This is a genomic window from Metabacillus sp. YM-086, assembly GCF_048059995.1.
Taxonomy (GTDB): domain Bacteria; phylum Bacillota; class Bacilli; order Bacillales; family Bacillaceae; genus Metabacillus; species Metabacillus litoralis_B.
Window position 1 is genome coordinate 55,320 of the sequence record NZ_JBLUOI010000009.1, and the last position, 21,208, is coordinate 76,527.

23 protein-coding genes are annotated in these 21,208 nt (G+C 35.2%); 7 read left to right on the forward strand and 16 right to left on the reverse strand.

The window, feature by feature from the left end; genetic code table 11:
• Positions 1–8: 8 nt before the first annotated feature.
• Positions 9–638, reverse strand: a complete 630-nt coding sequence (locus ACEWK1_RS06140) for a GTP pyrophosphokinase (RefSeq protein WP_098798685.1) — start codon at positions 636–638, stop codon at positions 9–11.
• Positions 639–759: 121 nt separating this feature from the next.
• Positions 760–1,137: a hypothetical protein gene (locus ACEWK1_RS06145; protein ID WP_212136152.1), complete on the reverse strand. Its 378-nt coding sequence runs from the start codon at positions 1,135–1,137 to the stop codon at positions 760–762.
• 150 nt (positions 1,138–1,287) lie between these two features.
• On the opposite strand from ACEWK1_RS06145, the gene ACEWK1_RS06150 reads away from it, so the two are divergent.
• From ACEWK1_RS06150 to ACEWK1_RS06165, 4 genes are all read left to right on the forward strand, one after another.
• On the forward strand, positions 1,288–1,872 hold the full coding sequence (locus ACEWK1_RS06150) for a CYTH domain-containing protein (protein WP_212136151.1): 585 nt from the start codon (positions 1,288–1,290) through the stop codon (positions 1,870–1,872).
• Between the two features lie 11 nt (positions 1,873–1,883).
• On the forward strand, positions 1,884–2,513 hold the full coding sequence (locus ACEWK1_RS06155; protein WP_416635768.1) for a lytic transglycosylase domain-containing protein: 630 nt from the start codon (positions 1,884–1,886) through the stop codon (positions 2,511–2,513).
• A gap of 310 nt (positions 2,514–2,823) precedes the next feature.
• Entirely contained in the window at positions 2,824–3,234 is a 411-nt protein-coding gene (locus tag ACEWK1_RS06160; RefSeq protein ID WP_098798688.1) for a hypothetical protein, read from the forward strand.
• Complete coding sequence (locus ACEWK1_RS06165; protein WP_098798689.1) at positions 3,221–4,096, forward strand: ClpXP adapter SpxH family protein; 876 nt, start codon at positions 3,221–3,223, stop codon at positions 4,094–4,096. The genes ACEWK1_RS06160 and ACEWK1_RS06165 overlap by 14 nt, the downstream gene beginning before the upstream one ends.
• A 120-nt stretch (positions 4,097–4,216) precedes the next feature.
• Here the strand turns inward: ACEWK1_RS06165 and ACEWK1_RS06170 are convergent, their stop codons facing one another.
• Positions 4,217–4,654: an NUDIX domain-containing protein gene (locus ACEWK1_RS06170; RefSeq protein WP_212136150.1), complete on the reverse strand. Its 438-nt coding sequence runs from the start codon at positions 4,652–4,654 to the stop codon at positions 4,217–4,219.
• A 410-nt stretch (positions 4,655–5,064) separates the two neighbouring features.
• The gene (locus ACEWK1_RS06175; RefSeq protein ID WP_212136149.1) at positions 5,065–5,253 is read right to left on the reverse strand and encodes a hypothetical protein; all 189 of its coding nucleotides are present in this window, start codon (positions 5,251–5,253) and stop codon (positions 5,065–5,067) included.
• Between the two features lie 348 nt (positions 5,254–5,601).
• Here ACEWK1_RS06175 and ACEWK1_RS06180 point away from each other — a divergent pair, with 348 nt between their 5' ends.
• On the forward strand, positions 5,602–5,733 hold the full coding sequence (locus tag ACEWK1_RS06180; protein WP_232273862.1) for a hypothetical protein: 132 nt from the start codon (positions 5,602–5,604) through the stop codon (positions 5,731–5,733).
• A gap of 52 nt (positions 5,734–5,785) precedes the next feature.
• Here the strand turns inward: ACEWK1_RS06180 and pepF are convergent, their stop codons facing one another.
• The 5 genes from pepF to mecA all read right to left on the reverse strand — a co-directional run bounded on the left by pepF (position 5,786) and on the right by mecA (position 11,685).
• The gene (gene pepF / locus ACEWK1_RS06185; RefSeq protein ID WP_121665177.1) at positions 5,786–7,612 is read right to left on the reverse strand and encodes an oligoendopeptidase F; all 1,827 of its coding nucleotides are present in this window, start codon (positions 7,610–7,612) and stop codon (positions 5,786–5,788) included.
• A gap of 140 nt (positions 7,613–7,752) precedes the next feature.
• Entirely contained in the window at positions 7,753–7,926 is a 174-nt protein-coding gene (locus ACEWK1_RS06190; RefSeq protein WP_162987558.1) for a hypothetical protein, read from the reverse strand.
• Between the two features lie 62 nt (positions 7,927–7,988).
• Complete coding sequence (locus tag ACEWK1_RS06195; RefSeq protein ID WP_212136148.1) at positions 7,989–9,182, reverse strand: competence protein CoiA; 1,194 nt, start codon at positions 9,180–9,182, stop codon at positions 7,989–7,991.
• A 125-nt stretch (positions 9,183–9,307) separates the two neighbouring features.
• Entirely contained in the window at positions 9,308–10,819 is a 1,512-nt protein-coding gene (cls, locus tag ACEWK1_RS06200) for a cardiolipin synthase (protein WP_121664727.1), read from the reverse strand.
• A 194-nt stretch (positions 10,820–11,013) separates the two neighbouring features.
• Positions 11,014–11,685: an adaptor protein MecA gene (mecA, locus tag ACEWK1_RS06205; protein ID WP_098798695.1), complete on the reverse strand. Its 672-nt coding sequence runs from the start codon at positions 11,683–11,685 to the stop codon at positions 11,014–11,016.
• A 551-nt stretch (positions 11,686–12,236) separates the two neighbouring features.
• On the opposite strand from mecA, the gene ACEWK1_RS06210 reads away from it, so the two are divergent.
• Complete coding sequence (locus tag ACEWK1_RS06210; RefSeq protein WP_121664726.1) at positions 12,237–12,917, forward strand: TerC family protein; 681 nt, start codon at positions 12,237–12,239, stop codon at positions 12,915–12,917.
• Between the two features lie 64 nt (positions 12,918–12,981).
• Here the strand turns inward: ACEWK1_RS06210 and spxA are convergent, their stop codons facing one another.
• The 7 genes from spxA to ACEWK1_RS06245 all read right to left on the reverse strand — a co-directional run bounded on the left by spxA (position 12,982) and on the right by ACEWK1_RS06245 (position 20,400).
• Entirely contained in the window at positions 12,982–13,377 is a 396-nt protein-coding gene (spxA, locus tag ACEWK1_RS06215; RefSeq protein ID WP_098798697.1) for a transcriptional regulator SpxA, read from the reverse strand.
• Positions 13,378–13,626: 249 nt separating this feature from the next.
• Positions 13,627–14,202: a GNAT family N-acetyltransferase gene (locus ACEWK1_RS06220; protein WP_098798698.1), complete on the reverse strand. Its 576-nt coding sequence runs from the start codon at positions 14,200–14,202 to the stop codon at positions 13,627–13,629.
• Between the two features lie 344 nt (positions 14,203–14,546).
• Entirely contained in the window at positions 14,547–15,488 is a 942-nt protein-coding gene (locus tag ACEWK1_RS06225) for an ABC transporter ATP-binding protein (RefSeq protein ID WP_098798699.1), read from the reverse strand.
• Positions 15,489–16,532: an ABC transporter ATP-binding protein gene (locus ACEWK1_RS06230; RefSeq protein WP_098798700.1), complete on the reverse strand. Its 1,044-nt coding sequence runs from the start codon at positions 16,530–16,532 to the stop codon at positions 15,489–15,491.
• Between the two features lie 18 nt (positions 16,533–16,550).
• On the reverse strand, positions 16,551–17,582 hold the full coding sequence (gene opp3C, locus ACEWK1_RS06235) for an oligopeptide ABC transporter permease (protein WP_212136147.1): 1,032 nt from the start codon (positions 17,580–17,582) through the stop codon (positions 16,551–16,553).
• Positions 17,582–18,511 carry an oligopeptide ABC transporter permease gene (gene opp3b, locus ACEWK1_RS06240; protein ID WP_098798702.1) on the reverse strand — a complete coding sequence of 310 codons (930 nt, stop codon included), beginning with the start codon at positions 18,509–18,511 and terminating at the stop codon, positions 17,582–17,584. Before opp3b ends, opp3C begins: the two co-directional genes overlap by 1 nt.
• A 200-nt stretch (positions 18,512–18,711) precedes the next feature.
• The gene (locus ACEWK1_RS06245; RefSeq protein ID WP_098798703.1) at positions 18,712–20,400 is read right to left on the reverse strand and encodes a peptide ABC transporter substrate-binding protein; all 1,689 of its coding nucleotides are present in this window, start codon (positions 20,398–20,400) and stop codon (positions 18,712–18,714) included.
• Between the two features lie 402 nt (positions 20,401–20,802).
• On the opposite strand from ACEWK1_RS06245, the gene ACEWK1_RS06250 reads away from it, so the two are divergent.
• The gene (locus ACEWK1_RS06250; protein WP_098798704.1) at positions 20,803–21,162 is read left to right on the forward strand and encodes a DUF3899 domain-containing protein; all 360 of its coding nucleotides are present in this window, start codon (positions 20,803–20,805) and stop codon (positions 21,160–21,162) included.
• Positions 21,163–21,208 lie beyond the last annotated feature (46 nt).

The window sequence follows — 21,208 nt, forward strand, 5'->3', positions numbered from 1 at the left end:
GTTCGATTTTATTTTTTGTCCGTCTTTCGTGAGAAAATAGCTTGGGCTTCTTGGATTTCCCCTCTAATTTGGGACATCTCCTCATCAAGTGAATATGCTGCTTCTGCTGCCCTTTTTAATCTTACTTTAATATTATCAGGAATATTTCCGCTATATTTATAATTTAACGAGTGTTCGATTGTCGCCCAAAAATTCATTGATAATGTTCTAATTTGAATTTCAACAAGTAATTTCTTTTCCCCAGATATTGTTTGTACCGGGTATTTTGCAACTAGATGATAGGAACGATATCCACTATCTTTTTGTGAGGTAATATAATCTCGTTCCTCAATGATCTCCAAATCATTTCTGCTTTTTAACATATTTACAACAAAACGAATATCATCAACAAATTGACACATCATTCGAATTCCCGCGATATCTTGTAGACCTTCCTCTATGTTCTCAAGGCTAATGTTTTTCCGCTTCGCTTTATCTAAAATACTGGCAATCGGCTTCACGCGACCAGTTACAAATTCAATTGGTGAATGTGAATGTTCAAGTTCATATTGCGAGCGTATTCCTCGTAATTTCACCTTTAATTCCTCAACTGCTTGGTTATAAGGAGCCAAAAATGACTTCCATTGTTCACCTTCCATATGCATCCCCCTAACACGACCACCTGTTGCTGTTCCAATAGACATGTTCCTATCATTAAAGCACTGTGAAACTAAGTTATTGAATAAAGCCTAAGAGCCTCACCAACGTGTAAACGCTAGACTATGCTAAAGCAAAAATCTCAACAACTTTGTTTTCCATTTCTTCCCCATAGTTTGCATTATCTTTGATGTTCTCTAACAAATAACTTAATTCATCTATAAGGTTAACTAGCTCAATCTGCTCATTGCTTAATTTTAGTTCTATCTTTATCTCTTTATCCAATGCTTCCTTTAAGTGTGGCCAAATACTGTCAGGTAAACTAGCATAGACAAATTCATCACCAGACTCTAATATGTAAATAAACGCTAGATGATCCGAATCAACAAGCATTTGTCCTTTCGCTTCTACATCCTGTAGTGAAGTTGGAATTTCTGTTGCTTCTAATATAAGTATGTTGTTTTCTAATGTTGCTTTATTTAATTCGATTCTAGTATTCATAACTATCTCCTTCCATTACAATCCAAGATTATTTTACCATATTAAAAAGTCACTTGATAACATTGCGGTCTATTTAAATTCAAGAGATAATAGAAAGAGATCGTTTTTTGTCTTACGCTAAACTATCTGATAAGAGAGGTCTATCCTAAAATGTCACAAGAAATTGAAATAGAATTTAAGAATCTTCTAACAAAAGATGAATATTACAAAATAAAAGAAACATTTAAAATAGAGGAACATGATTTTTTCGACCAAGAAAATCATTATTTTGATACACCTGAATTTTCGTTAAAAGCAATCGGAGCAGCTTTGCGAATAAGAAGAAAGCAAAATAAATTTGTTATGACTTTAAAAGAACCTGCTACAGTTGGCTTACTCGAAACACATCAAACATTATCAGACGAAATGGCTGATAGCATGATGAAAACTGGTGAACTCGTAAATGGCGAAGTTGTTGATCGTCTGCTTCAATTAGACTTAGATGTTAACAAAATAACTTATTTTGGTTCTTTATCAACACGTCGTGCAGAAAAAAATTTTCAAAATGGTTTAATAGTTTTAGATCATAGCCGATATTTAACAGTAGAGGATTATGAGCTTGAATATGAAGCAAAAGATGAAGAAATCGGAAAAAAGGTCTTCCATCAACTTCTACATGACCTTCACATTCCAATTAGACTAACAAAAAATAAGATTCGCCGTTTTTATGAACAAAAATATAGTGAGATGGGGTAAGAATCTTGGATATTAAAGCAAGATATTATAAAACAATGCTTGAACTACAGGCATTGCAAAATTTCAATACAACACCAACCCAAACAAAAGATTCAACCTTTGATACAACTTTTCAGGATTTATTAAAATCTTTTATTAATCCCTCAACTTCAAGTGCAACAACAAATAATTCATCTGTTTTAGCAGATTTACCTAGAATGATCTTAAACTCACCAGTTGTAACAAAAACAACTTCTGTTAAAGAAACATCAGGGCCGATTGCATCTGGCTCTATCGACGAGATTATTCGTCAGGCTGCCACCAAGTACGGAGTAGATGAGAAATTAATTCGTGCAGTTATCAAGCAGGAATCCGGATTTAATCCTACTGCCAAAAGCTACGCTGGTGCAATGGGACTTATGCAATTAATGCCGGCTACTGCCCGCTCTCTTGGTGTAAACGATCCTTACGATGCGGCGCAAAACGTTGAAGGTGGAACAAAATATTTAAAACAGATGCTATCGAGATATAACGGAGATGTAAAACTTGCACTAGCTGCCTATAACGCAGGACCTGGCAACGTTGATAAGTATGGCGGTATACCTCCTTTTAAAGAAACACAAAATTATGTGCGTAAAATCACTTCTACTTTTCATGTATAATGAATTATTTAAAAGAGGCTCTGTTGAGTCTCTTTTTTTGTTTTTAGAACTGTTCTAGACCCCTTTAAATAAACACATACAATAACTCCAATAACATACAATAATGGTAAATATCCCATTATGAGAGCGGTTTGTTTGAGATATATAGAAGTGCTTGTTAAAATGAATTTACATAACGCAAGCTGAAATAGTCATATTATCCTAATAGCTATGACATTCTTTACTATCTAAATATTCTTCTATTCATTTTCCAAAAACAAACTTTGCGTTTATTACAATAACATTAGCAATTTGAAAAGGAGATATCAACGTGACGAATCAAAATCTAACACCCTATGAGGCGATAGGAGCAGAAACTCTTTCGCAGCTTGTTGATGCCTTTTATGGACACGTACAAAAACATCCGTTATTGTCTCCCATTTTTCCAGATGATTTAACTGAAACAGCACGAAAGCAAAAGCAATTTCTCACACAGTACTTAGGTGGCCCTCAAGAATACACCGAGGAACATGGCCATCCGATGCTCAGAGCAAGACATCTTCCTTTTGAAATCACACCTTCAAGAGCAAAAGCATGGATTGCTTGTATGGAGAAAGCAATGAAGGAAGTTCAACTCGAGGGGGAAGTAAAGGACTTTCTATTGCATCGCTTAAAACTTACTGCTGAACATATGGTGAACTCACCGGACAGTAAAGAGGGACATCTTGATGGGACATCATGAGAATAAAAACATCTCCCTCTTTTTCTCACATTGTAGTGGTCACCCTGATAAGCCATTGGAAATTTATATGTTTGTTGACCCTTTATGCCCTGAATGCTGGGCATTGGAACCAATCATAAAAAAGTTACAAATAGAATACGGACGCCTTTTCACGCTAAAATATATTATTAGTGGCCGTCTTGCAACACTAAACGTTTCAAAAAGAAAAAAACCTGAAAAGCTTGCACAGGCTTGGGAAAAAACAGGCAGTCGTACAGGAATGTCATGTGATGGAAATGTGTGGCTGAAAAATCCATTATCAAGTCCATACACAGCTTCACTAGCGATAAAATCAGCTGAACTTCAAGGACGAAAAGCAGGTCTTAAATTTATGAGGAAGCTGCAGGAAGTACTATTTATTGAAAGTCAAAATGTCTCAGATGAAGAAATTTTAATTGGAATCGCAAAAGATGTCGGACTTGACGTCAATGAATTCAGAAAAGATCTTCATTCAGAAAGCTCAGCAAAGGCTTTGCAATGTGACTTGAAAATCACTTCTGAAATGGATGTCCAGGAAATCCCTACACTTGCTTTTTTCAGTGAAGAGGTAGAAAGAGAAGGCTTAAAAATAACAGGCATTTATACGTATGATTTATATGTTCAAGTCTTAAAAGAAATGGTGGGCGATGATATTAAGCCTTCACACACCCCTCCATTAGAAGCATTCCTAGCTCACTACCAATTTGTTGCCACTGCTGAAATAGCATCGGTATATAATATGACAATAGCTGATGTTGAAAAAACATTAAAAAAATTAGTTCTATCTCAAACTGTTGAAAAGGTACAAGCAAAACACGGTACTTTCTGGAGATATATAGGGTAATAAAAAGGAATGGTATGACGCCATTCCTTTTCTTTGCGTCTGTTGTTGATGGAGCTGAACTTTTACAGGGGCAAACAATTGGTGAAATGACGCTTCTGCGTAAGAGAATTGAGCCCGGGATTATCTAATGAATGCAGCCTCCTGTTTTTCCAGAGCATCTATTAACCAGTTAGGGTGCATATTTAGTAATCCGTTTGGCAAATTAGAAGGTGGAAAGAACTTTATTTCTAAGGATTCTGACTCGTTTACTTCAAGCTCACCACCAGATATAGCCGCTGAAAAATAGGTGGTGATAAAATGAACCACTCGCCCATCTGGATAGTGAAAAACCTGTGAAGCTGGATCAGAATAAACGCCAATGAGCTTATCAACTTCAATATGTAAGCCTGTTTCCTCAAGTACTTCGCGTTTCGCAGCAGCCTCCACCGTCTCACCAGGCTCTACATGACCCGAAGGAATTCCCCATAACCCAACATCTCGTCGTTTTTGCAAAAGCACTCGACCTTCTTTGTCAAAAATAATCACAGCAACTGCAGGATGTATACTTGTTACTTCCATTGTTACGAGCTCCCTTCTCTCTTAAAACCTGATTTGATTTGATACTACTAGAATAGCAGAGTTATATGAGAGCTGGCGAGGGTGAAATGAGGGGGAGGGTGTGCAAGGAGGCCGTTACTTTATAAGGAGAATGCTCATATTTTTATGTATTTCATGGATTTGTTTACGATATAGGGTTTATTTCTATTAAAATATAGAAGGTAAAGAGTGATTTCCCTCTAATTAGTTGATTGTTTTGGGTCTTAACCGCAATTTTAGTAGGTTTATCCGCGGGTCTTGAGGTCTTATCTTCGGTTTTGAATGGTTTATCTCCTATTTTGAGTGGTTTATCTCCTATTTTGAGTGGTTTATCTTCGATTTTTAATCGTTTATCTTCGATTTTGGACGGTTTATCTTCGATTCTTAGACTTTTATCTTCGATTGCGAATGTTATCTCCGATTCTTGAACCTTTATCTTCGATTTTGGACGGTTTATCTTCGATTCTTAGACTTTTATCTTCGATTGTGAACGGTTTATCTTCGATTCCTGAACCTTTATCTTCGATTTCAAACAGTTTATCTCCGATTCTTATTTTCGAGGCAAAATAAAAAGACCCCATACAAAGTAAAGGGTCTTCTTTTTATGTCTTAACGACAACAAAGGGGATGGGAGAAATTTTTCACGGTCAAACAAAGGGGTAAATGTTTGTTTGTGATTAATTTCACATCTATAATATATCAAAATATGTCGACTATTGACAAGTGCGATACTTCTTTTTCACAAAAATGTCACAAAACCTATTATCTTAGAATAATTTCTACTTATATTGTTTTGTGCTTAAAAAGAACTCGTCTCAACTTAATGGATAATGTAGAGGATAAAAACATATACAATAATAAATAGAAAATAGACAAGGAGGATATATGTGAAGCTAAGATGGATTGTATTGCTCACAGTGCTTACGATTATGTTATTCTTCATTAATGTATTAGGGTTCATGAATCTTGTCCCTCTTTATATCACATCTCCATTATTATTGATCTCAATTTTTGTTACACTTTATTTTATTAATCATAGGAAAACGTTTAGAGGCTTTTAATGGAAAAAGGAATGTGCACATAAATGGCACATTCCTTTTTCATGTAGCTTATTTATTGTTTAACCTTAGCCAATAGCTCTTCCATTTCATTTAATTTCTCTTCAAACACTTTACATGCTTCTTCAATTGGTGCTGAAGATGTCATATCAACACCGGCTTTCTTTAAAACTTCAATTGGGTAATCTGAGCTTCCTGCTTTTAGGAATTCTAAGTAACGATCAACTGCAGGTTGACCTTCTTCTAAAATCTGGTTACTTAGAGCTGTTGCAGCACTGTAGCCTGTAGCATATTGATACACATAATAATTGTAGTAGAAATGTGGAATTCTAGCCCACTCTAAGCCGATTTCTTCATCTACAACAATGTCATCACCAAAATACTTTTTGTTCAGATCATAATAAGTTTTAGTTAGTAATTCAGGTGTTAACGACTCACCTTCTTGTGCCTTTTGATGAATAATATGCTCAAACTCAGCAAACATTGTTTGACGGAAAACAGTTCCTCTAAATCCTTCAAGGAAGTGGTTTAGTAAGTACAAACGTTTTTTCTCATCATCAATTGTATTTAGAAGGTAGTGATTTAATAAAGCTTCATTAGCCGTTGATGCAACCTCCGCTACGAAAATGGAGTAATTTCCATATGGATATGGTTGCTCTTTGCGCGTATAGTAGCTGTGAACAGAGTGTCCAAACTCATGCGCAAGTGTAAATAAATTATTTACATTGTCCTGCCAATTCATGAGGATGTATGGATTTGTTCCATATGCTCCTGATGAGTAGGCACCGCTTCTTTTTCCTTTATTTTCATGAACATCAACCCAGCGGTTTTCAAAGCCTTCTTCTAAAATCGAGATATATTCATCACCAAGTGGCTGAAGTCCTTTTAGAATATAATCTTTTGCTTCATCATAGGTAACGTCCATTTTGACGTCCTTAATAAGAGGTGTATAAAGATCATACATATGAACTTCATCAAGGTTTAGTACCTCTTTACGAAGCTTCACATAGCGCTGAAGAAGATCTAAATGATCATGAATGGTACTAACTAGGTTTTCATAAACAGATTCAGGTATGTTATCACTGCTTAATGCAGCTTGTCTTGCAGATTCATAATTTCTTACCTTTGCACTGAAATTATCTTTCTTAACGGTTCCACTTAATGTACTAGCAAATGTATTCTTAAAATCACCATACGTTTTATATACGGCTTTAAATGCCTCTTCACGTACTCTACGGTCTTCGCTTTCTAAAAAGCGGATATAGCGGCCATGAGTAATTTCAACCTCTTCTCCGTTTTCATCTTTAATTGTCGGGAATGTTAAATCGGCATTGTTCAGCATTCCGAATGTATTACTTGCAGCGCCTAAGACATCTGATGCTTCTGCTAATAGCTCTTCTTTTTCAGCAGAAAGAACATGTGGACGTTGGCGATTGATTTCATCAAGAGCATGTTCATACAGCTTCAGTTCTTCTTTTTCTTCTAAAAATTGCTTTATCTTCTCTTCATCAATTGAAAGAATTTCAGGAACAATGTAAGAGCTTAAACTAGAAGCCTGTGTATATAAGCTTTTTGCACGATCATCTAGTGCCTGGTATTTGGAGTTTGTTGTGTCCTGGTCGTATCTCATATGTGCGTATGTATAAAGCTTTCCTAAACGCTCCATTACACCATCTTGATAAGAAAGTGCTTCATAGAGTGTATTGGCACTTTCACTAAGTTTTCCTTTGAATTCAGCCAACTTAGGTAAAGCTGCTTGTATTTCTTTGTACTCTTTTTCCCAAGCTTCATCTGTTTCAAAAATGTCCTCAAGTCTCCACGTGTCTTCTGTTTTTATTTCATTTCTAGAAGGTAATTTTTTCACTGCCGCTTGTTCTGACATACCATTTCCCCCTTTTAAATTAATGGCGTATGCGGAGCTTGTATTCATTGAGCTCATGAGTGTTAATGCCGTCATAATTGATAGCATTTTTTTCTTGTTCATACCCATCCCTCCCGAAGTTTTTTCTCCGCATGAGCCAATTAAAAATCTTTCCCAATATAATCGAAAGGATTTTCAGATGGATATGTTTGATTGTTACTACCTCTATCTTCACCCTGTGTAGCTTCTTTTGTCAAATAGTAAGCAGCTGCACCTACTCCAAGCATAGATGCCATAAATAAAACTGGATTACGTTTACGCTTTTTATTAAACATATGATCACCTCTTGTTGTTAATATCTCCCTTTTAATGTGTTCAAAAAAATAATTGCTATACATCATCCTCGTTTTAGCTCTTTCATTAACTCTTTATCCTGGTTTAGTAATTCATCAATAGTTGTTACCCAATTAGTTGTCTGCTGTTTTATATATATATGGTGTTCTACTTTAGTGATAAAAGATAACTCTGAGAGCTTTTCAAGGTATTCATAAATAACTTGGGAATAGTGAACATTTATTTGTGGCAGAACCCGAACCGAGAGTAATCGATCTTTTACCTTTTTTTTGGTTCTTTCATAAATATAATGAAAGGTAAAGGTAGAGTTTAAAGGTACTTCATCAATAAACGTCATCACCCATCCTTGCCATACAAAGACAGGTGATTCTATTAAGTAGTTGAATTTAAGGGGTAGAAATGCGTGTGATGGAAGATAAAGAAGAGAAGTGTGCTTTGTTTGATATAGGAATTGATTTAGAGTACTGGCTTGCTTCGTAGTAAATGGAAAAGGCTTTAAGCGAAAAGCTCTAACTTTATGAAACCAATTTTCATAAAAATTTATGGGACAAAACTGCGGTTTTATTAACTGCGTAAACGATATTGTTTCTTTAGGAATAATTGACTGGTTGGCAAAAACAACTTGAGAAGAAAATGGGATGATAGTTCTTATAATGATAAACGCTTTTATATTAGAACAATAAGCATAGATCATAAGTGAGCCATCTTCCATTTTACTTGTAAAACGCCATTGAAACTGTGAGAGTTGAAATGATCTTTCTCCTGTTCTTTTGAGTAACTTCCCACCTAGAATCCAGAGAAAAGGAATGTTTGCTTTTTTATACATAACAGATCTCTTTTGAAGTATGTTTAAGTCAATTGGTGAGCATTGATATTCTATTGCTAGGGTTTGTTGATGATCGTTGATTAAAAGGTCTGGACGCTGCTTAATATCCGTTATAAAAGGTTCTAGTTCCACATGTATAACATTTTCATCTATTTGAAGCCAATCATATAACTCAAGCTTTCCTCTCATATGATACTGACTTTCAGGTCCTCCCTTACTAGACGGACAGTCAGAGTGCTTTTTATGAGCAAAGTGTGCTGATATGATTGAACCAATTTTTAAATCTAATTCGTTCTGACATTGAGGGCAAATAAAAGTGCTGTTTTCTCTTATCTTTCTTAACCTTTCAATTGTCCACTTTTTCTCTGCTACATTAAGTTGATTACCTCTCTGATCATTCGCTACAAACAAAAGCTTCCTCTCCTTTTTCTTTTTATTATCCACATAAAGAGAAATAGGACAAATCGTGAAAATTAAATTTTAGATCATAAAAAAAAAGAAAAAGCGCTGACCAATTAGGCAGCACTTCTTTCTAACTATAATAATGGCGACATAAGGCGTGCCGCTGATTCAAAAAGCTTTATAGCAAAAGACCGCTTCGCAAACTCTTCCATAATGATTTCTCTCGATTGATCAATATCATTCATATAGGCATCTACAAGTTTTTGTGTACTTCCAGTTCTATATAGAAATGCATTTACCTCGAAATTCAGGTGAAAGCTTCTCATGTCCATGTTCGCTGTTCCAATGGATGCAAGTTCATAGTCAACAATAACAATTTTACTGTGTAAAAATCCTTTTTTATACTCGTATACTTTAACACCTGCATCTAGTAGCTCTGGGAAATAAGATCTTGAAGCATGGTAAACAATCTTTTTATCGGGACGTTCAGGTACTAGCAGTCTTACGTCAATTCCGCTCAGTGCAGCCACCTTTAAAGCCGTTAGAATATCTTCATCAGGAATAAAATATGGAGATGCGATCCAGATTGACTCTTTGGCAGAAATAATCATCGAGAAGAATAAATTTTTAATAACATCCCACTTATTATCAGGACCACCGGCAATTAACTGAACTCCACCCGTTTCTTCCAAATCATCAGAGTTAGAGCTTAAGTAAGATTGAAACAACAGCTTTTTGTCTGTCATATAATACCAATCCTGCAAAAAGATCATTTGTAGAGTTCGAACAGCTTCACCCTTAATTAAAAGGTGGGTGTCACGCCAATATCCAAAGTAAGTATCCTTACCTAAGTATTCATCGCCAACATTTAAACCACCGACAAAACCCACTTCCCCATCTATAACAATAATTTTTCGATGGTTACGAAAATTAATTTTATTATTCAAAAAAGGAATCCGAACAGGCAGAAAAGGAACCATTTCAATCCCAGCTTTCCCCATACTTCTAATGTATTCCTTGGAAAGCTTCCAACTTCCAACCGCATCATATAAAAACCTAACTTCAACACCCTCTCGAGCTTTTTCAATTAAAAGGTTTTTCAATTCATTTCCGACCTGATCATGACGGACAATATAATACTCAAGATGAATATGATGCTTGGCTTTTTTCAACTCACGAAAGATATGATCAAATGTTTCAATACCATCTGTTAAAGCCTTTGTTTTTGTAGCAAATGATATAGGACTATGTCCTAAACGATGGGCTAGTTTAAACAATAATTGCTGATGATTACCCATTCGATTGATTTTATCCTGATATGAATGATGGTTACCCTCAATTTCTAAAAATGCTTTTTCATCCAACAGCGCTTTTTTATCAAATAGACGTCTTTTCCTTATATTTCTTCCAAAAAATAAATAAAAGAAAAATCCAACTAATGGAAAACCACCTAAAACAACCAACCATGTAATAGTATGAGACGGATGTCTATTTTCAAGGAAGATCACAACACATATAAAGATAATTGAGAGTGTAAAAAGAACACTTACAGAACCAACAATCCAATCTCCCCAAAGACTTTTCGTTATTAAGATAATGGAAGCAATTAATGTGACAAATAATAGTATTCTGAATGTAAACTTCATTAGCTTCACCTGACTTATTTTTAGTCTTACTTCCCTTCATTCAAAAAAACGAAACATTGAGTCATCCTTTTGTCTTCACATGTCTCACTATTTTGTTACTTCAGCCTTGTTTTTACCCAAGAAAAGAACATATTTTTTACAATGAATAAAAAAAACCGATTTACATGAAATCGGTCTCTCCCAACTTTGATCTATTATGAAAAATGTTTTCTTATCACATTTAATGCATAGTCTTTTGCAATTAAGTTACCATATTCCTCAAGTCGATGAATGGTTACTCTTGATTCTTGTCCATATTCAAGTAGAATACTCAATGTATTCTCAATTTCCTCATCACTCACTTCGTCTTCAAACTCAACAAATAAATAGTAATTTTGGTCGAGTGAGAATAAGTGATTCGTCATTCCTGAAAGAGATGAATACTTAGACAAAGAAATAATATTTTCTAAATCATTAAACTTTAAGACAAACTGAAGCTGTTGTTCCAATTCTTCAATTTGATCTTCCTGTGAATCATTCGACTTATTAAAATGATGATCTAACAATGATTCTATATTTTCATCCACCGGGATTTCTTTAAGTTTATCGTCAGAAATAGGAAGCTCTAGCTTTTGTCCGTCTTTAGACACTTGAGCTTTCGTTACGATTACCTCAAGCCCTTTATCTAGTGCTTGAACTTGGATCCAAAGTGGACCTTCAACCATAAATTCTTCTTCTTCATGAACTTCATCCATCATTTCCCAGAAAAGTTCCTCACTTCGATCACGGTTATACCAGATTTCATCGCGATCAAAACCACGCTCTTCTATATCTAAATATGAGATATAAAACTTTACAGTATTCTCGTTTATACGTTCAATCTCCATTACTCAACCTTCCCTTCTATATAAGATGTTGAAGGGACAACCCCCCTCAGGGTAGTTGTACTTTACTACACTTTACCCAAATTTTCAACTATTTAACCGTGGGTAAAGGGAAAGTGTAAATATCCTCCAAAAAAAGCTAGAAAATCTTCACACTAGTGCTTTAGAACCTTCAATTATGAAAGAATCTTGTACTCCTATTTTATGATAAAAAGTACTTAAATGAAATAAAAAAACTCCGAATTTTCAAAAACAGTTATTTTACCTATATGATTCTACAAGCATATCTTATGAATGTTTTCATATAATTGTACGAGCATTAGAAAAGCGAAAGGCGCTAAGTTTTCGGCGACAAGCATAAGGCGAATAGGAATGGAAGGTGTTCTCTGCCTTCAATTCCTATTTGACTTATGACCTCGAGGCAGTCAAAAACGCGATGTCAATCGCAATGACTGCACTTACACGTCCTGTGCTTCGACGATGGCGCCTGAAGCTAGACACCAAAAAAAATTACAAACTTCTATACTTTTTCTGCTGAAAAGAGGGTATTAACTATGGAACAAGATTTTCTTTTATCACTTCTCATGATCATAGGCATCGATCTAGTACTTGGTGCTGACAACGCTGTAGTCATTGCTTTAGCCTGTCGTAACTTACCCGTTTTGCAACGAAATAAAGCAATCATTTTAGGAACCATGCTCGCAATTGTATTTCGAATTTTCATTACTTTAATAGCTGTTTATTTGTTGAAAATACCTTTTTTACAACTGGTTGGCGGGGTTTTCCTACTTTATATTGCCTACAATTTGATTGCAGGTAAAGAAGATGACACAAGCAAAATCAAAAGTCATCCGTCACTATGGAGAGCCATCAAAACAATCGTTATTGCTGATTTATTAATGGGATTTGATAATGTTTTAGCAGTTGCTGGAGCAGCACAGGGTCATATGTTACTAGTAGCAATGGGGTTATTTATTTCAATACCTATTATTATTTGGGGAAGTAAAATAATCCTCGTCCTATTAACAAAGTATCCATTCCTTGTTTATATTGGTGGCGGTCTGCTTGCCTTTACTTCAGGGAAAATGATTGTAGAAGAACCGAAACTACAGGGAATCTTCTATTCACACCCAATGCTTGAAATGAGCATACCTTATATGACAGCCTCATTTATTATATTAGCAGGTGTTCTGTACCACCAAATGATCAACTTTCAGACTGCTCGCAGGGATTAACAAAGATTCACTAAATAATATAACAAACAAAGAGGCAAATGATTTGCCTCTTCAGTTTTCATATTTAATTAACTAAGCGCTGTGCTTCTTGTAGTTGATATGTGCGAACACGGCGTGGAAGAAAACGACGGATTTCATCTTCATTATATCCAACTTGTAATCTCTTCTCATCGATTATAATCGGACGGCGAAGAAGTCCTGGATTTTCTTGAATTAAATTATATAAATCTTGTAAAGGCATAGTTTCTAAGTTGATATTTAGCTTTTGAAAGATTTTAGAACGAGTAGAAATAATTTCATCCGTTCCATCCTCTGTCATTCTTAAAATTTCTTTAATTTCTTGAATGCTTAAAGGCTCAGAAAAAATATTTCTTTCAACATATGCAATTTCGTGCTCTTCTAACCATGCTTTTGCTTTTCTACATGAAGTACAACTAGGTGATGTATACAATGTAACCATGAACATTCACTCCTCTAAATATAGAATGAGTTAAAACTAAAACGTCTATATAATTAAAATTACTTTAAATAAGAATTACTAAATTGATTATACTATAAAAAAGTAAGTATGGATATAGATATTACGTTAAAAGTATGACAAAACGATTACAATCCTTAAAAAAGCTAGGAAAACTCTTGATATGTAGTGACTTAATATGGATAAGTTGTAATTATATCCATCCATATAAGTCAGAAAACCCATTCTCAATTAACTTAACTCATCGAAAATGTTATGTTTATTTTCCTCATCCATTGATAATACTTCATGAACAGGTTGATAAGATTCACCATATAATTCTTTATCTTTAAATGTATGAATAAGTTTATATGTTCTTTGCATTGCCTGAAATATTGTTTCCTCTGATTCATCATTTGGAGCCCAGTAAAGAATCTCTAATTTATTTACTTCATTTGTTGCAAGAGATCTTCTTTCATATCCGATTGTATTAGCATGTTTAAACCCTTGTCTTTGATAAAACTTAAGCCTTTTTGCTGTATCGGTATCTTCATAATTCACCGGTTCAACTTCGAGGATAATTGGTTTGTTTTTTTTCTTTAATTTATCAATTAGTTTGCTGCCTAGACCTTCTCCTCTTGCATCTTTTGATACAAATAGGTAATCAATGAAGATAAAATCATCTAGCTCAGCATACATCAAGACATGCTTTTTTCCTTCATCTTTATGGTAAATGTCACCTTTTTCTTCTAGTAAGGCCTCTATGTGATCTTTAGACTTCATCTCTTCGATGGGAAAATACTGATTTAACTTTTCATACCAGTTCATTTTTCTGCTCCTATCACCATTTAATAAATTCTCCCATAATTATCTATACCCTTCTTTTTTTTTATTAAACATATAAATAGTAGAACCTAACCTTCTGTACCCCTTTGTTAGTGTATGCATTTATGTAGATTTCGAATATAGGAAAAAATTTTTTAGCGAATGATGGTTGATTTGTACTTATTGAAGATTAAAGGACCAGCAAATCAATTCCATGTGGTTTAATTCAAGGACAAACCTACATATAAACAAAAAAAGACCATCAAACAGTCTACAATTTGATGGTCTTTTCATATTACATTATTGTGCCCTAGATAACGTAACCTATCTAGGCAGTCTCTCGATAATTATTTAGTACCATTTTCTTTTTGGTATTTTTCAAATTCAGCTTTTGAACACATAACAAAGTGTCCTGGCTTTACTTCTCTGAATTCAACCTCTTCGTCAGGTTTATAATTGTGCTGACTTGGGTCATAGGTTTTTCTCACACGAGTGCGTTCATAATCTGGATCCGGTAGAGGGATTGCAGATAATAAAGACTGTGTGTAAGGATGAATTGGGTTATTATATAGCTCATCAGCTGTTGCTAGCTCAACTAGTCTACCGAAATACATAACCCCAATACGGTCGCTTATATATTTAACCATTGATAAATCATGGGCAATAAATAAGTATGTTAATCCTTTATCCTTTTGAAGCTTTTTCATTAAGTTTACAACCTGAGCTTGAATAGATACGTCCAAAGCAGAGATCGGCTCATCGGCAATGATGAAATCAGGATCAACTGCTAGAGCGCGAGCAATTCCGATACGCTGACGTTGTCCACCACTGAATTCATGTGGATAACGGTTAGCATGCTCACGGTTTAAACCAACCGTTTCTAAAAGCTCGTAAACCTTTTCCATACGCTCTTTTTTCGTTTTAGCAAGACCATGAATGTCAATTCCTTCAGCAATAACATCAGAAACTTTCATACGTGGATTTAACGATGCATATGGATCTTGGAAAATCATCTGCATTTTACGGTTAAAAGCTTTTAATTCTTCTTTTGATTTCTTTCCATGAACGTTGACGCCATCATAAAGAACCTCTCCACCAGTCGCATCGTACAGTCGAATAATTGTACGACCTGTTGTAGATTTCCCACAACCGGATTCCCCTACAAGACCAAGTGTTTCTCCTTTATAAATATCAAAAGAGATATTATCAACAGCTTTTACTTCATTCGGCTTATCAACATTAAAATATTGCTTCAAATTCTTAATTTCAAGTAATTTCTTTTCTGCCATTTATTTTCCCTCCTTGTTTCCAGGGAACTGACGTCTACGGCGTTGAACAGCTATAGGTGGTTCAACTTTAGGCGCATCTGGGTGCAACAACCATGTTGCAGCATAATGTGTAGGTGATACTTGGTACATCGGTGGCTGTTGTTCTAAATCAATTTGCATAGCATATTCATTACGAGCAGCAAATGCATCACCAACAGGTGGATTTAAAAGGTCAGGTGGTGTACCTGGGATTGCATATAATTCTGCGTCTTCTGAATCAAGACTTGGCATTGAACTGATAAGTCCCCATGTGTATGGATGCTGTGGATTATAAAATACTTCATCCACTGTTCCAATCTCCACAATTTTTCCTCCATACATTACAGCCACTCGGTCAGCAACATTTGCTACTACACCAAGGTCATGAGTGATGAAAACTATGGACGTATCAATTTTCTTTTGAAGATCCTTCATTAATTCAAGTATTTGGGCTTGAATTGTAACATCTAGAGCAGTTGTCGGCTCATCGGCAATCAAAACCTTTGGATTACAGGCTAGAGCAATTGCAATTACTACCCTTTGTCTCATACCACCTGAAAATTGGTGAGGATATTGGTTGAAACGCTCTTCTGGTTGCGGAATTCCTACTAAACGCAATAAATCTATTGCACGTTCTCTTGCTGCCGATTTACTTAGGTTTTGGTGCTTTGTAATCGGCTCCACAATTTGTTTTCCAACCTTCATTGTTGGATTTAACGATGTCATTGGATCTTGAAAGATCATTGAAATATCTTTACCACGAATTTTTTGCATTGCTTTATTAGGAAGTTTTGCTAAATCTTTTCCATCAAATAAAATTTCACCTTTTTTAATTTCTGAATTAGATTCAGGTAAAAGGCGCATAATTGATTTTGTTGTAACTGATTTTCCTGATCCGGATTCACCAACGATTGCAAGAGTTTCCCCTTTGAATAGGTCAAAGTTTACACCTCGAATCGCCTGAACCTCTCCTCCAAATGTGTGGAAGGAAATGTGTAGATCCTTCACTTCTAATATTTTTTCCATGAACTATTCACCTACCTTTTAGTCGCGCATTTTTGGATCTAATGCATCACGTAGTCCGTCAGCAATCATGTTGAAACATACCATAATTAAACTGATGACAATCGCTGGGAACAACATTTGATAAGGATATAAACGTAATGTTCTAAAACCAGAATCAATTAATGTTCCTAAAGATGCTAAAGGATCTTGTAATCCCAATCCAATAAAGCTTAAGAATGCTTCAAAAAAGATTGCACTTGGAATCGTAAACATTGTATTGATAATAATGACTCCCACTAAGTTAGGAAGTAAATGTTTTAAAATGATTTTTGAATGACCGGCACCTAATGTACGTGATGCTAAAACGAACTCTTGGTTCTTAAACTTAAGAACTTGACCACGAACAACCCTTGCCATACCTACCCAACCTGTAATGGTCAAGGCAATTGTAATCGATACTATACCTGGTTCGAGCACTATGATCATCAAGATAACAACAACGAGGTTCGGAATACCTACTAATATCTCAATTATACGTTGCATAACAGTATCAACTTTGCCGCCAAAGTAACCCGAAATGGCACCATAAGCGACACCAATAATCATATCAATCACTGCAGCTAATACAGCAATATATAATGACACTTGAGTACCCTTCCAAACACGCGTGAAAATATCACGCCCAAGGCTATCTGTGCCAAACCAATAATATTCTTCTGTTGCATCCTTTAACTCATATGCGTTGTATTCTTCGCCATTCTTTTTTGTAAGTGTACCATCAAAAGGAAGCCAGCTAATATCTTCTAGGCCTTGTACTCTTGGTGGTAAGTTTGCATGTGTTGCAGTTTGAGTACTGTAATCATAATCATTTAAGAAAGGTCCAACTAAAGAAAGAATAGTTAACAAGATAAGTACAACCAAGCTTATAATAGCGGCAGTATTTTTTCTTACACGTAACCATGCATCCTGCCAATAAGTCAAACTGGGCTTTGAAATTTCTTCACTAGCTGAAGCATCAATATTAGCGGGTTGAAACAATTCTTTTGAAATTTCTTTTTCATGCTGTGACATTACTTCTTACCTCCCGCTAAACGAATTCGTGGATCAATTAGACCGTACAATAAGTCAACAACTAAGATAACGACAATAAACAATGCAGCAAATAAAATGGTTGTTCCCATAATAACTGGATAGTCATTAACGTTAACTGATTTAACAAATTGTTCCCCTAATCCAGGAATACCAAAGATTTGTTCAATTACTAATGATCCTGTCATTAAACTTACTGTTAATGGCCCTAATACTGTAATAACAGGAATTAACGCATTACGTAAACCATGTTTAAAGGCAACCTCGAAAGCAGAAGCTCCTTTTGCTTTAGCAAGGGTAATATAATCAGAACCTAAAACCTCAATCATTTCTGTTCTCATGAAACGAGCAGCAATTGAAATCGGAAACATGGATAAAGCAATCGTAGGTAGAACTGTATATTCTGGTCCACGCCAGAAAGCTACAGGAAACCATCCTAATTTAACTCCGATATAATATTGAAGTAAACCGGCAAATACGAAAGAAGGAATCGACTTACCTATAACGGCTATAAATGTAGCGCTATAATCAACCCATGTATTTTGGCGGAGCGCCCCAATTACTCCAAGAATAATACCAATAATCGTTCCAAATAGCATAGCCTGGAAACCTAATAAAGCAGATGGTCCAATACGATCCATTAAAATATCTGTTACATTGGCATTATTGAATTGGAAAGATACACCTAAATCACCTTTTGCTAAATTTGCCATATACGTTAAGTACTGTACCGGCACAGGCTCATCCAATCCATACTTGTCTTTCATGATTGTTAACTGTGCTTCTGATAACTTACCTGCATTAGTAAAGGGAGTACCAGGGATTAATTTCATGAGGAAAAAAGTAAATGTGGCAATTAAAATCAGGGTAACGAGCATATAAAATACACGCTGGGAAATATACTTAACCATCAATAAGCACCTCCTAAGAAAACTAAATTTTCAACATTTTTCGACAATTCTTATACAGGGAAAAAGAGAGTATATCACCTATACTCTCTTCAACCCGTTAAATTATACCGACTTTAGGCCTTTTCGTAAACTATAAGACACCGACTCCCCAGGTGGTATTTTCACCCATTAAGAAAGAAGTATAGTATTACTGGATAAAATTATTTAATTTTAACCCACTTATAGCTGTACTCAGGACCAATAAAGTGATATGTGAAGCCTTCTACTTTATCTGCTACAAGAACGTTTGATGAACGTTGGTAAACCGGTGCAAGTGCTGCATCTTCTTCAAGAAGAATTTTCTCTGCTTGTTGAAGTGCTTCAAAGCGCTTAGCAGGCTCAGTAGCATAAGTGTATTGAGCATCTTCTAACAATTTGTCATATTGCTCGTTAGAATACGCCATTTTGTTGTTTCCACCTTCAGTGATCCATAAATCAGAGAAAGAAATCGCATCTTGATAGTCTGGACCCCATCCAGCAAATTGTAAATCATAATCCATTTTCACGTCACGGTCTAAACGTACGCTGAATGGAACAGATTGAACATCAACAGTTAAACCTGGAAGGTTTTTCTCTAATTGATCTTTAATATAAGCATCTGTTTTCTTAGAAGTTTCAGTGTCTCCACCAAGGTATACTAATTCAACAGAGTCAGTACCAAGTTCTTTTAAACCTTGCTCCCAAAGCTTTTTAGCTTCTTCAACATTGTAAGTTAAAAGATCGCCATTTGCTTCACGGAAATCTTCACCAGTGTCAGGGTGGTTAACGAAACCAGCTGGAACTGCATAGTTTGCAGGTACAGAACCGTTATTTAAAATGCTTGTTGCTAAATCTTCTTTGTTAAACGCAGTTGCAATCGCACGACGAATGTTTTCGTTTGCTAATGCTTCATTTTGTTGATTCATTTTGATCCAGAAGATTGTTGGCTCTAACCATTTAACAAGGTTAGGGTCACCTTCATATTGTGGTACGATATCTGATGCTAATTTACCAGTGATATCTGCTTCGCCAGTTTCGTAAGCGTTAGCAGAAGCTTGTGGATCTTTTAATACGTTGTATTGAATTGTTTCTAAAGATACTGTTTCAGCATCCCAATACTCAGTATTTTTTTCCATTGTCCATTCTGTAGCAGTTGTTCCACCCCAGTTTGTCATAACAAATGGACCATTATAAACTAATGTATCTTGAGAAGTTGCATATTTATCGCCTTGCTCCTCAACAAACTTTCTGTTTTGAGGATAGAAAGTACCAAATGCCATTAAAGATTCGAAATATGGTACTGGTTTTTCTAGAGTAATTTCAAGAGTTTTTTCGTCAATAGCTTTAACACCTAAAGTGTTAAGATCTACTTCTTTACCTGCCGCAGCAGCTTCAGTAATTTCTTTTGCTCCTTTGATTTTTCCTTCCATCATGTAAGGACCATAAGGAGAAGCAGTTGCTGGGTCAATCGCACGTTGCCATGCAAATACGAAGTCATCTGCCGTAACAGCATCTCCGTTTGACCATTTAGCATCTTTTAATTTAACAGTGTAAACAAGTCCATCTTCACTTACTTCAGGCTCACCATCAGCCATACCAGGAACAGGATTTTGATCTTGGTCTAAACGGTATAACCCTTCCATAGTATTAGCTAAAGCTGTAAAACTCGCAGAGTCTTGTGCCATAACGCTATCCATAGATGGAATTTCAGATGTTTCTAAAACCTTTAGTTCTTGCGCTACTGTTTCTTCAGCCGTATCTTTGTCGCCTTCAGTCTCAGTAGTTGTGTCACCACCGCCGTTACATGCTGCTAAGAACATGCTAAGTACTAGCGATAATGCTAAAAGTAGAAAAAATTTCGACTTTTTCACAAATTTGACCTCCCTTTTTTTAATACAAGTTTGCTTTACAGAGATTATTATACAAGTATTCAAACAATTGTGCATTTACTTTTTTAATAAAATTTACAGAAATGCAATAATAGTAAAGAAAATCGAATAAAAAATAGGTACATATACCTATGTATTTCATAAGAATTTTCTTAATCTTTTTAACATTTTTTGTAACAACACTTTAACGCGTTGACTTGTAAAGGGTTACATTATCTCACACACTTTTTTGGAGAATGTGTAAATTTTTTAATTTAACTTTTAACATTTTTCATGAAAATTTCTACTAATACTTTGTCTACTATAATAATTTCTCGACTTTTTCCCTTCCCCCTTTCTTCTGATATAATAATCGTTATGAAATTGTAGAAAAGAGTGAAGAACATGCCCGATAAAAAATCGTTTACGCTTGTTATTGTGTCTTTAATTTTGTCAATCTTACTATCGTTTTTTATTTACCAGAAATTGACGTTGCTTTCATTTATTAATATTTCTTTTTTCTTTGGAGCTGGCTTGCTTTTTATTGCCTTCTTAACACTTACTGTTAAAGGGGGATTCTTTGATGGAATAACATATGGATTTAGAAGAATGTTTGTATCAAAAGGAAAAGAATTATCAAAGCAAGAGGTAGATGAAATGACTCCTGTTTCGGAGCTGCTCACATTTAACCACTCCCCGTTTTTAATTAGTGGGATTATCGTAACTGTTATTATGACCCTAGCAACAATCCTTTATTATTTATAGAAACCATTTGCAAAGAAGAAAATCTTTACTTATAATAAGAAAAAAA

Coding starts and splice junctions, on each gene's coding strand:
- ACEWK1_RS06140 (WP_098798685.1), bottom strand. CDS start 638: ATGGAAGGTGAACAATGGAAGTCATTTTTGGCTCCTTATAACCAAGCA.
- ACEWK1_RS06145 (WP_212136152.1), bottom strand. CDS start 1,137: ATGAATACTAGAATCGAATTAAATAAAGCAACATTAGAAAACAACATA.
- ACEWK1_RS06150 (WP_212136151.1), top strand. CDS start 1,288: ATGTCACAAGAAATTGAAATAGAATTTAAGAATCTTCTAACAAAAGAT.
- ACEWK1_RS06165 (WP_098798689.1), top strand. CDS start 3,221: ATGGGACATCATGAGAATAAAAACATCTCCCTCTTTTTCTCACATTGT.
- ACEWK1_RS06170 (WP_212136150.1), bottom strand. CDS start 4,654: ATGGAAGTAACAAGTATACATCCTGCAGTTGCTGTGATTATTTTTGAC.
- ACEWK1_RS06175 (WP_212136149.1), bottom strand. CDS start 5,253: ATGGGGTCTTTTTATTTTGCCTCGAAAATAAGAATCGGAGATAAACTG.
- ACEWK1_RS06180 (WP_232273862.1), top strand. CDS start 5,602: ATGTTATTCTTCATTAATGTATTAGGGTTCATGAATCTTGTCCCTCTT.
- pepF (WP_121665177.1), bottom strand. CDS start 7,612: ATGTCAGAACAAGCGGCAGTGAAAAAATTACCTTCTAGAAATGAAATA.
- ACEWK1_RS06190 (WP_162987558.1), bottom strand. CDS start 7,926: ATGTTTAATAAAAAGCGTAAACGTAATCCAGTTTTATTTATGGCATCT.
- cls (WP_121664727.1), bottom strand. CDS start 10,819: ATGAAGTTTACATTCAGAATACTATTATTTGTCACATTAATTGCTTCC.
- mecA (WP_098798695.1), bottom strand. CDS start 11,685: ATGGAGATTGAACGTATAAACGAGAATACTGTAAAGTTTTATATCTCA.
- ACEWK1_RS06210 (WP_121664726.1), top strand. CDS start 12,237: ATGGAACAAGATTTTCTTTTATCACTTCTCATGATCATAGGCATCGAT.
- spxA (WP_098798697.1), bottom strand. CDS start 13,377: ATGGTTACATTGTATACATCACCTAGTTGTACTTCATGTAGAAAAGCA.
- ACEWK1_RS06220 (WP_098798698.1), bottom strand. CDS start 14,202: ATGAACTGGTATGAAAAGTTAAATCAGTATTTTCCCATCGAAGAGATG.
- ACEWK1_RS06225 (WP_098798699.1), bottom strand. CDS start 15,488: ATGGCAGAAAAGAAATTACTTGAAATTAAGAATTTGAAGCAATATTTT.
- ACEWK1_RS06230 (WP_098798700.1), bottom strand. CDS start 16,532: ATGGAAAAAATATTAGAAGTGAAGGATCTACACATTTCCTTCCACACA.
- opp3C (WP_212136147.1), bottom strand. CDS start 17,582: ATGTCACAGCATGAAAAAGAAATTTCAAAAGAATTGTTTCAACCCGCT.
- opp3b (WP_098798702.1), bottom strand. CDS start 18,511: ATGGTTAAGTATATTTCCCAGCGTGTATTTTATATGCTCGTTACCCTG.
- ACEWK1_RS06250 (WP_098798704.1), top strand. CDS start 20,803: ATGCCCGATAAAAAATCGTTTACGCTTGTTATTGTGTCTTTAATTTTG.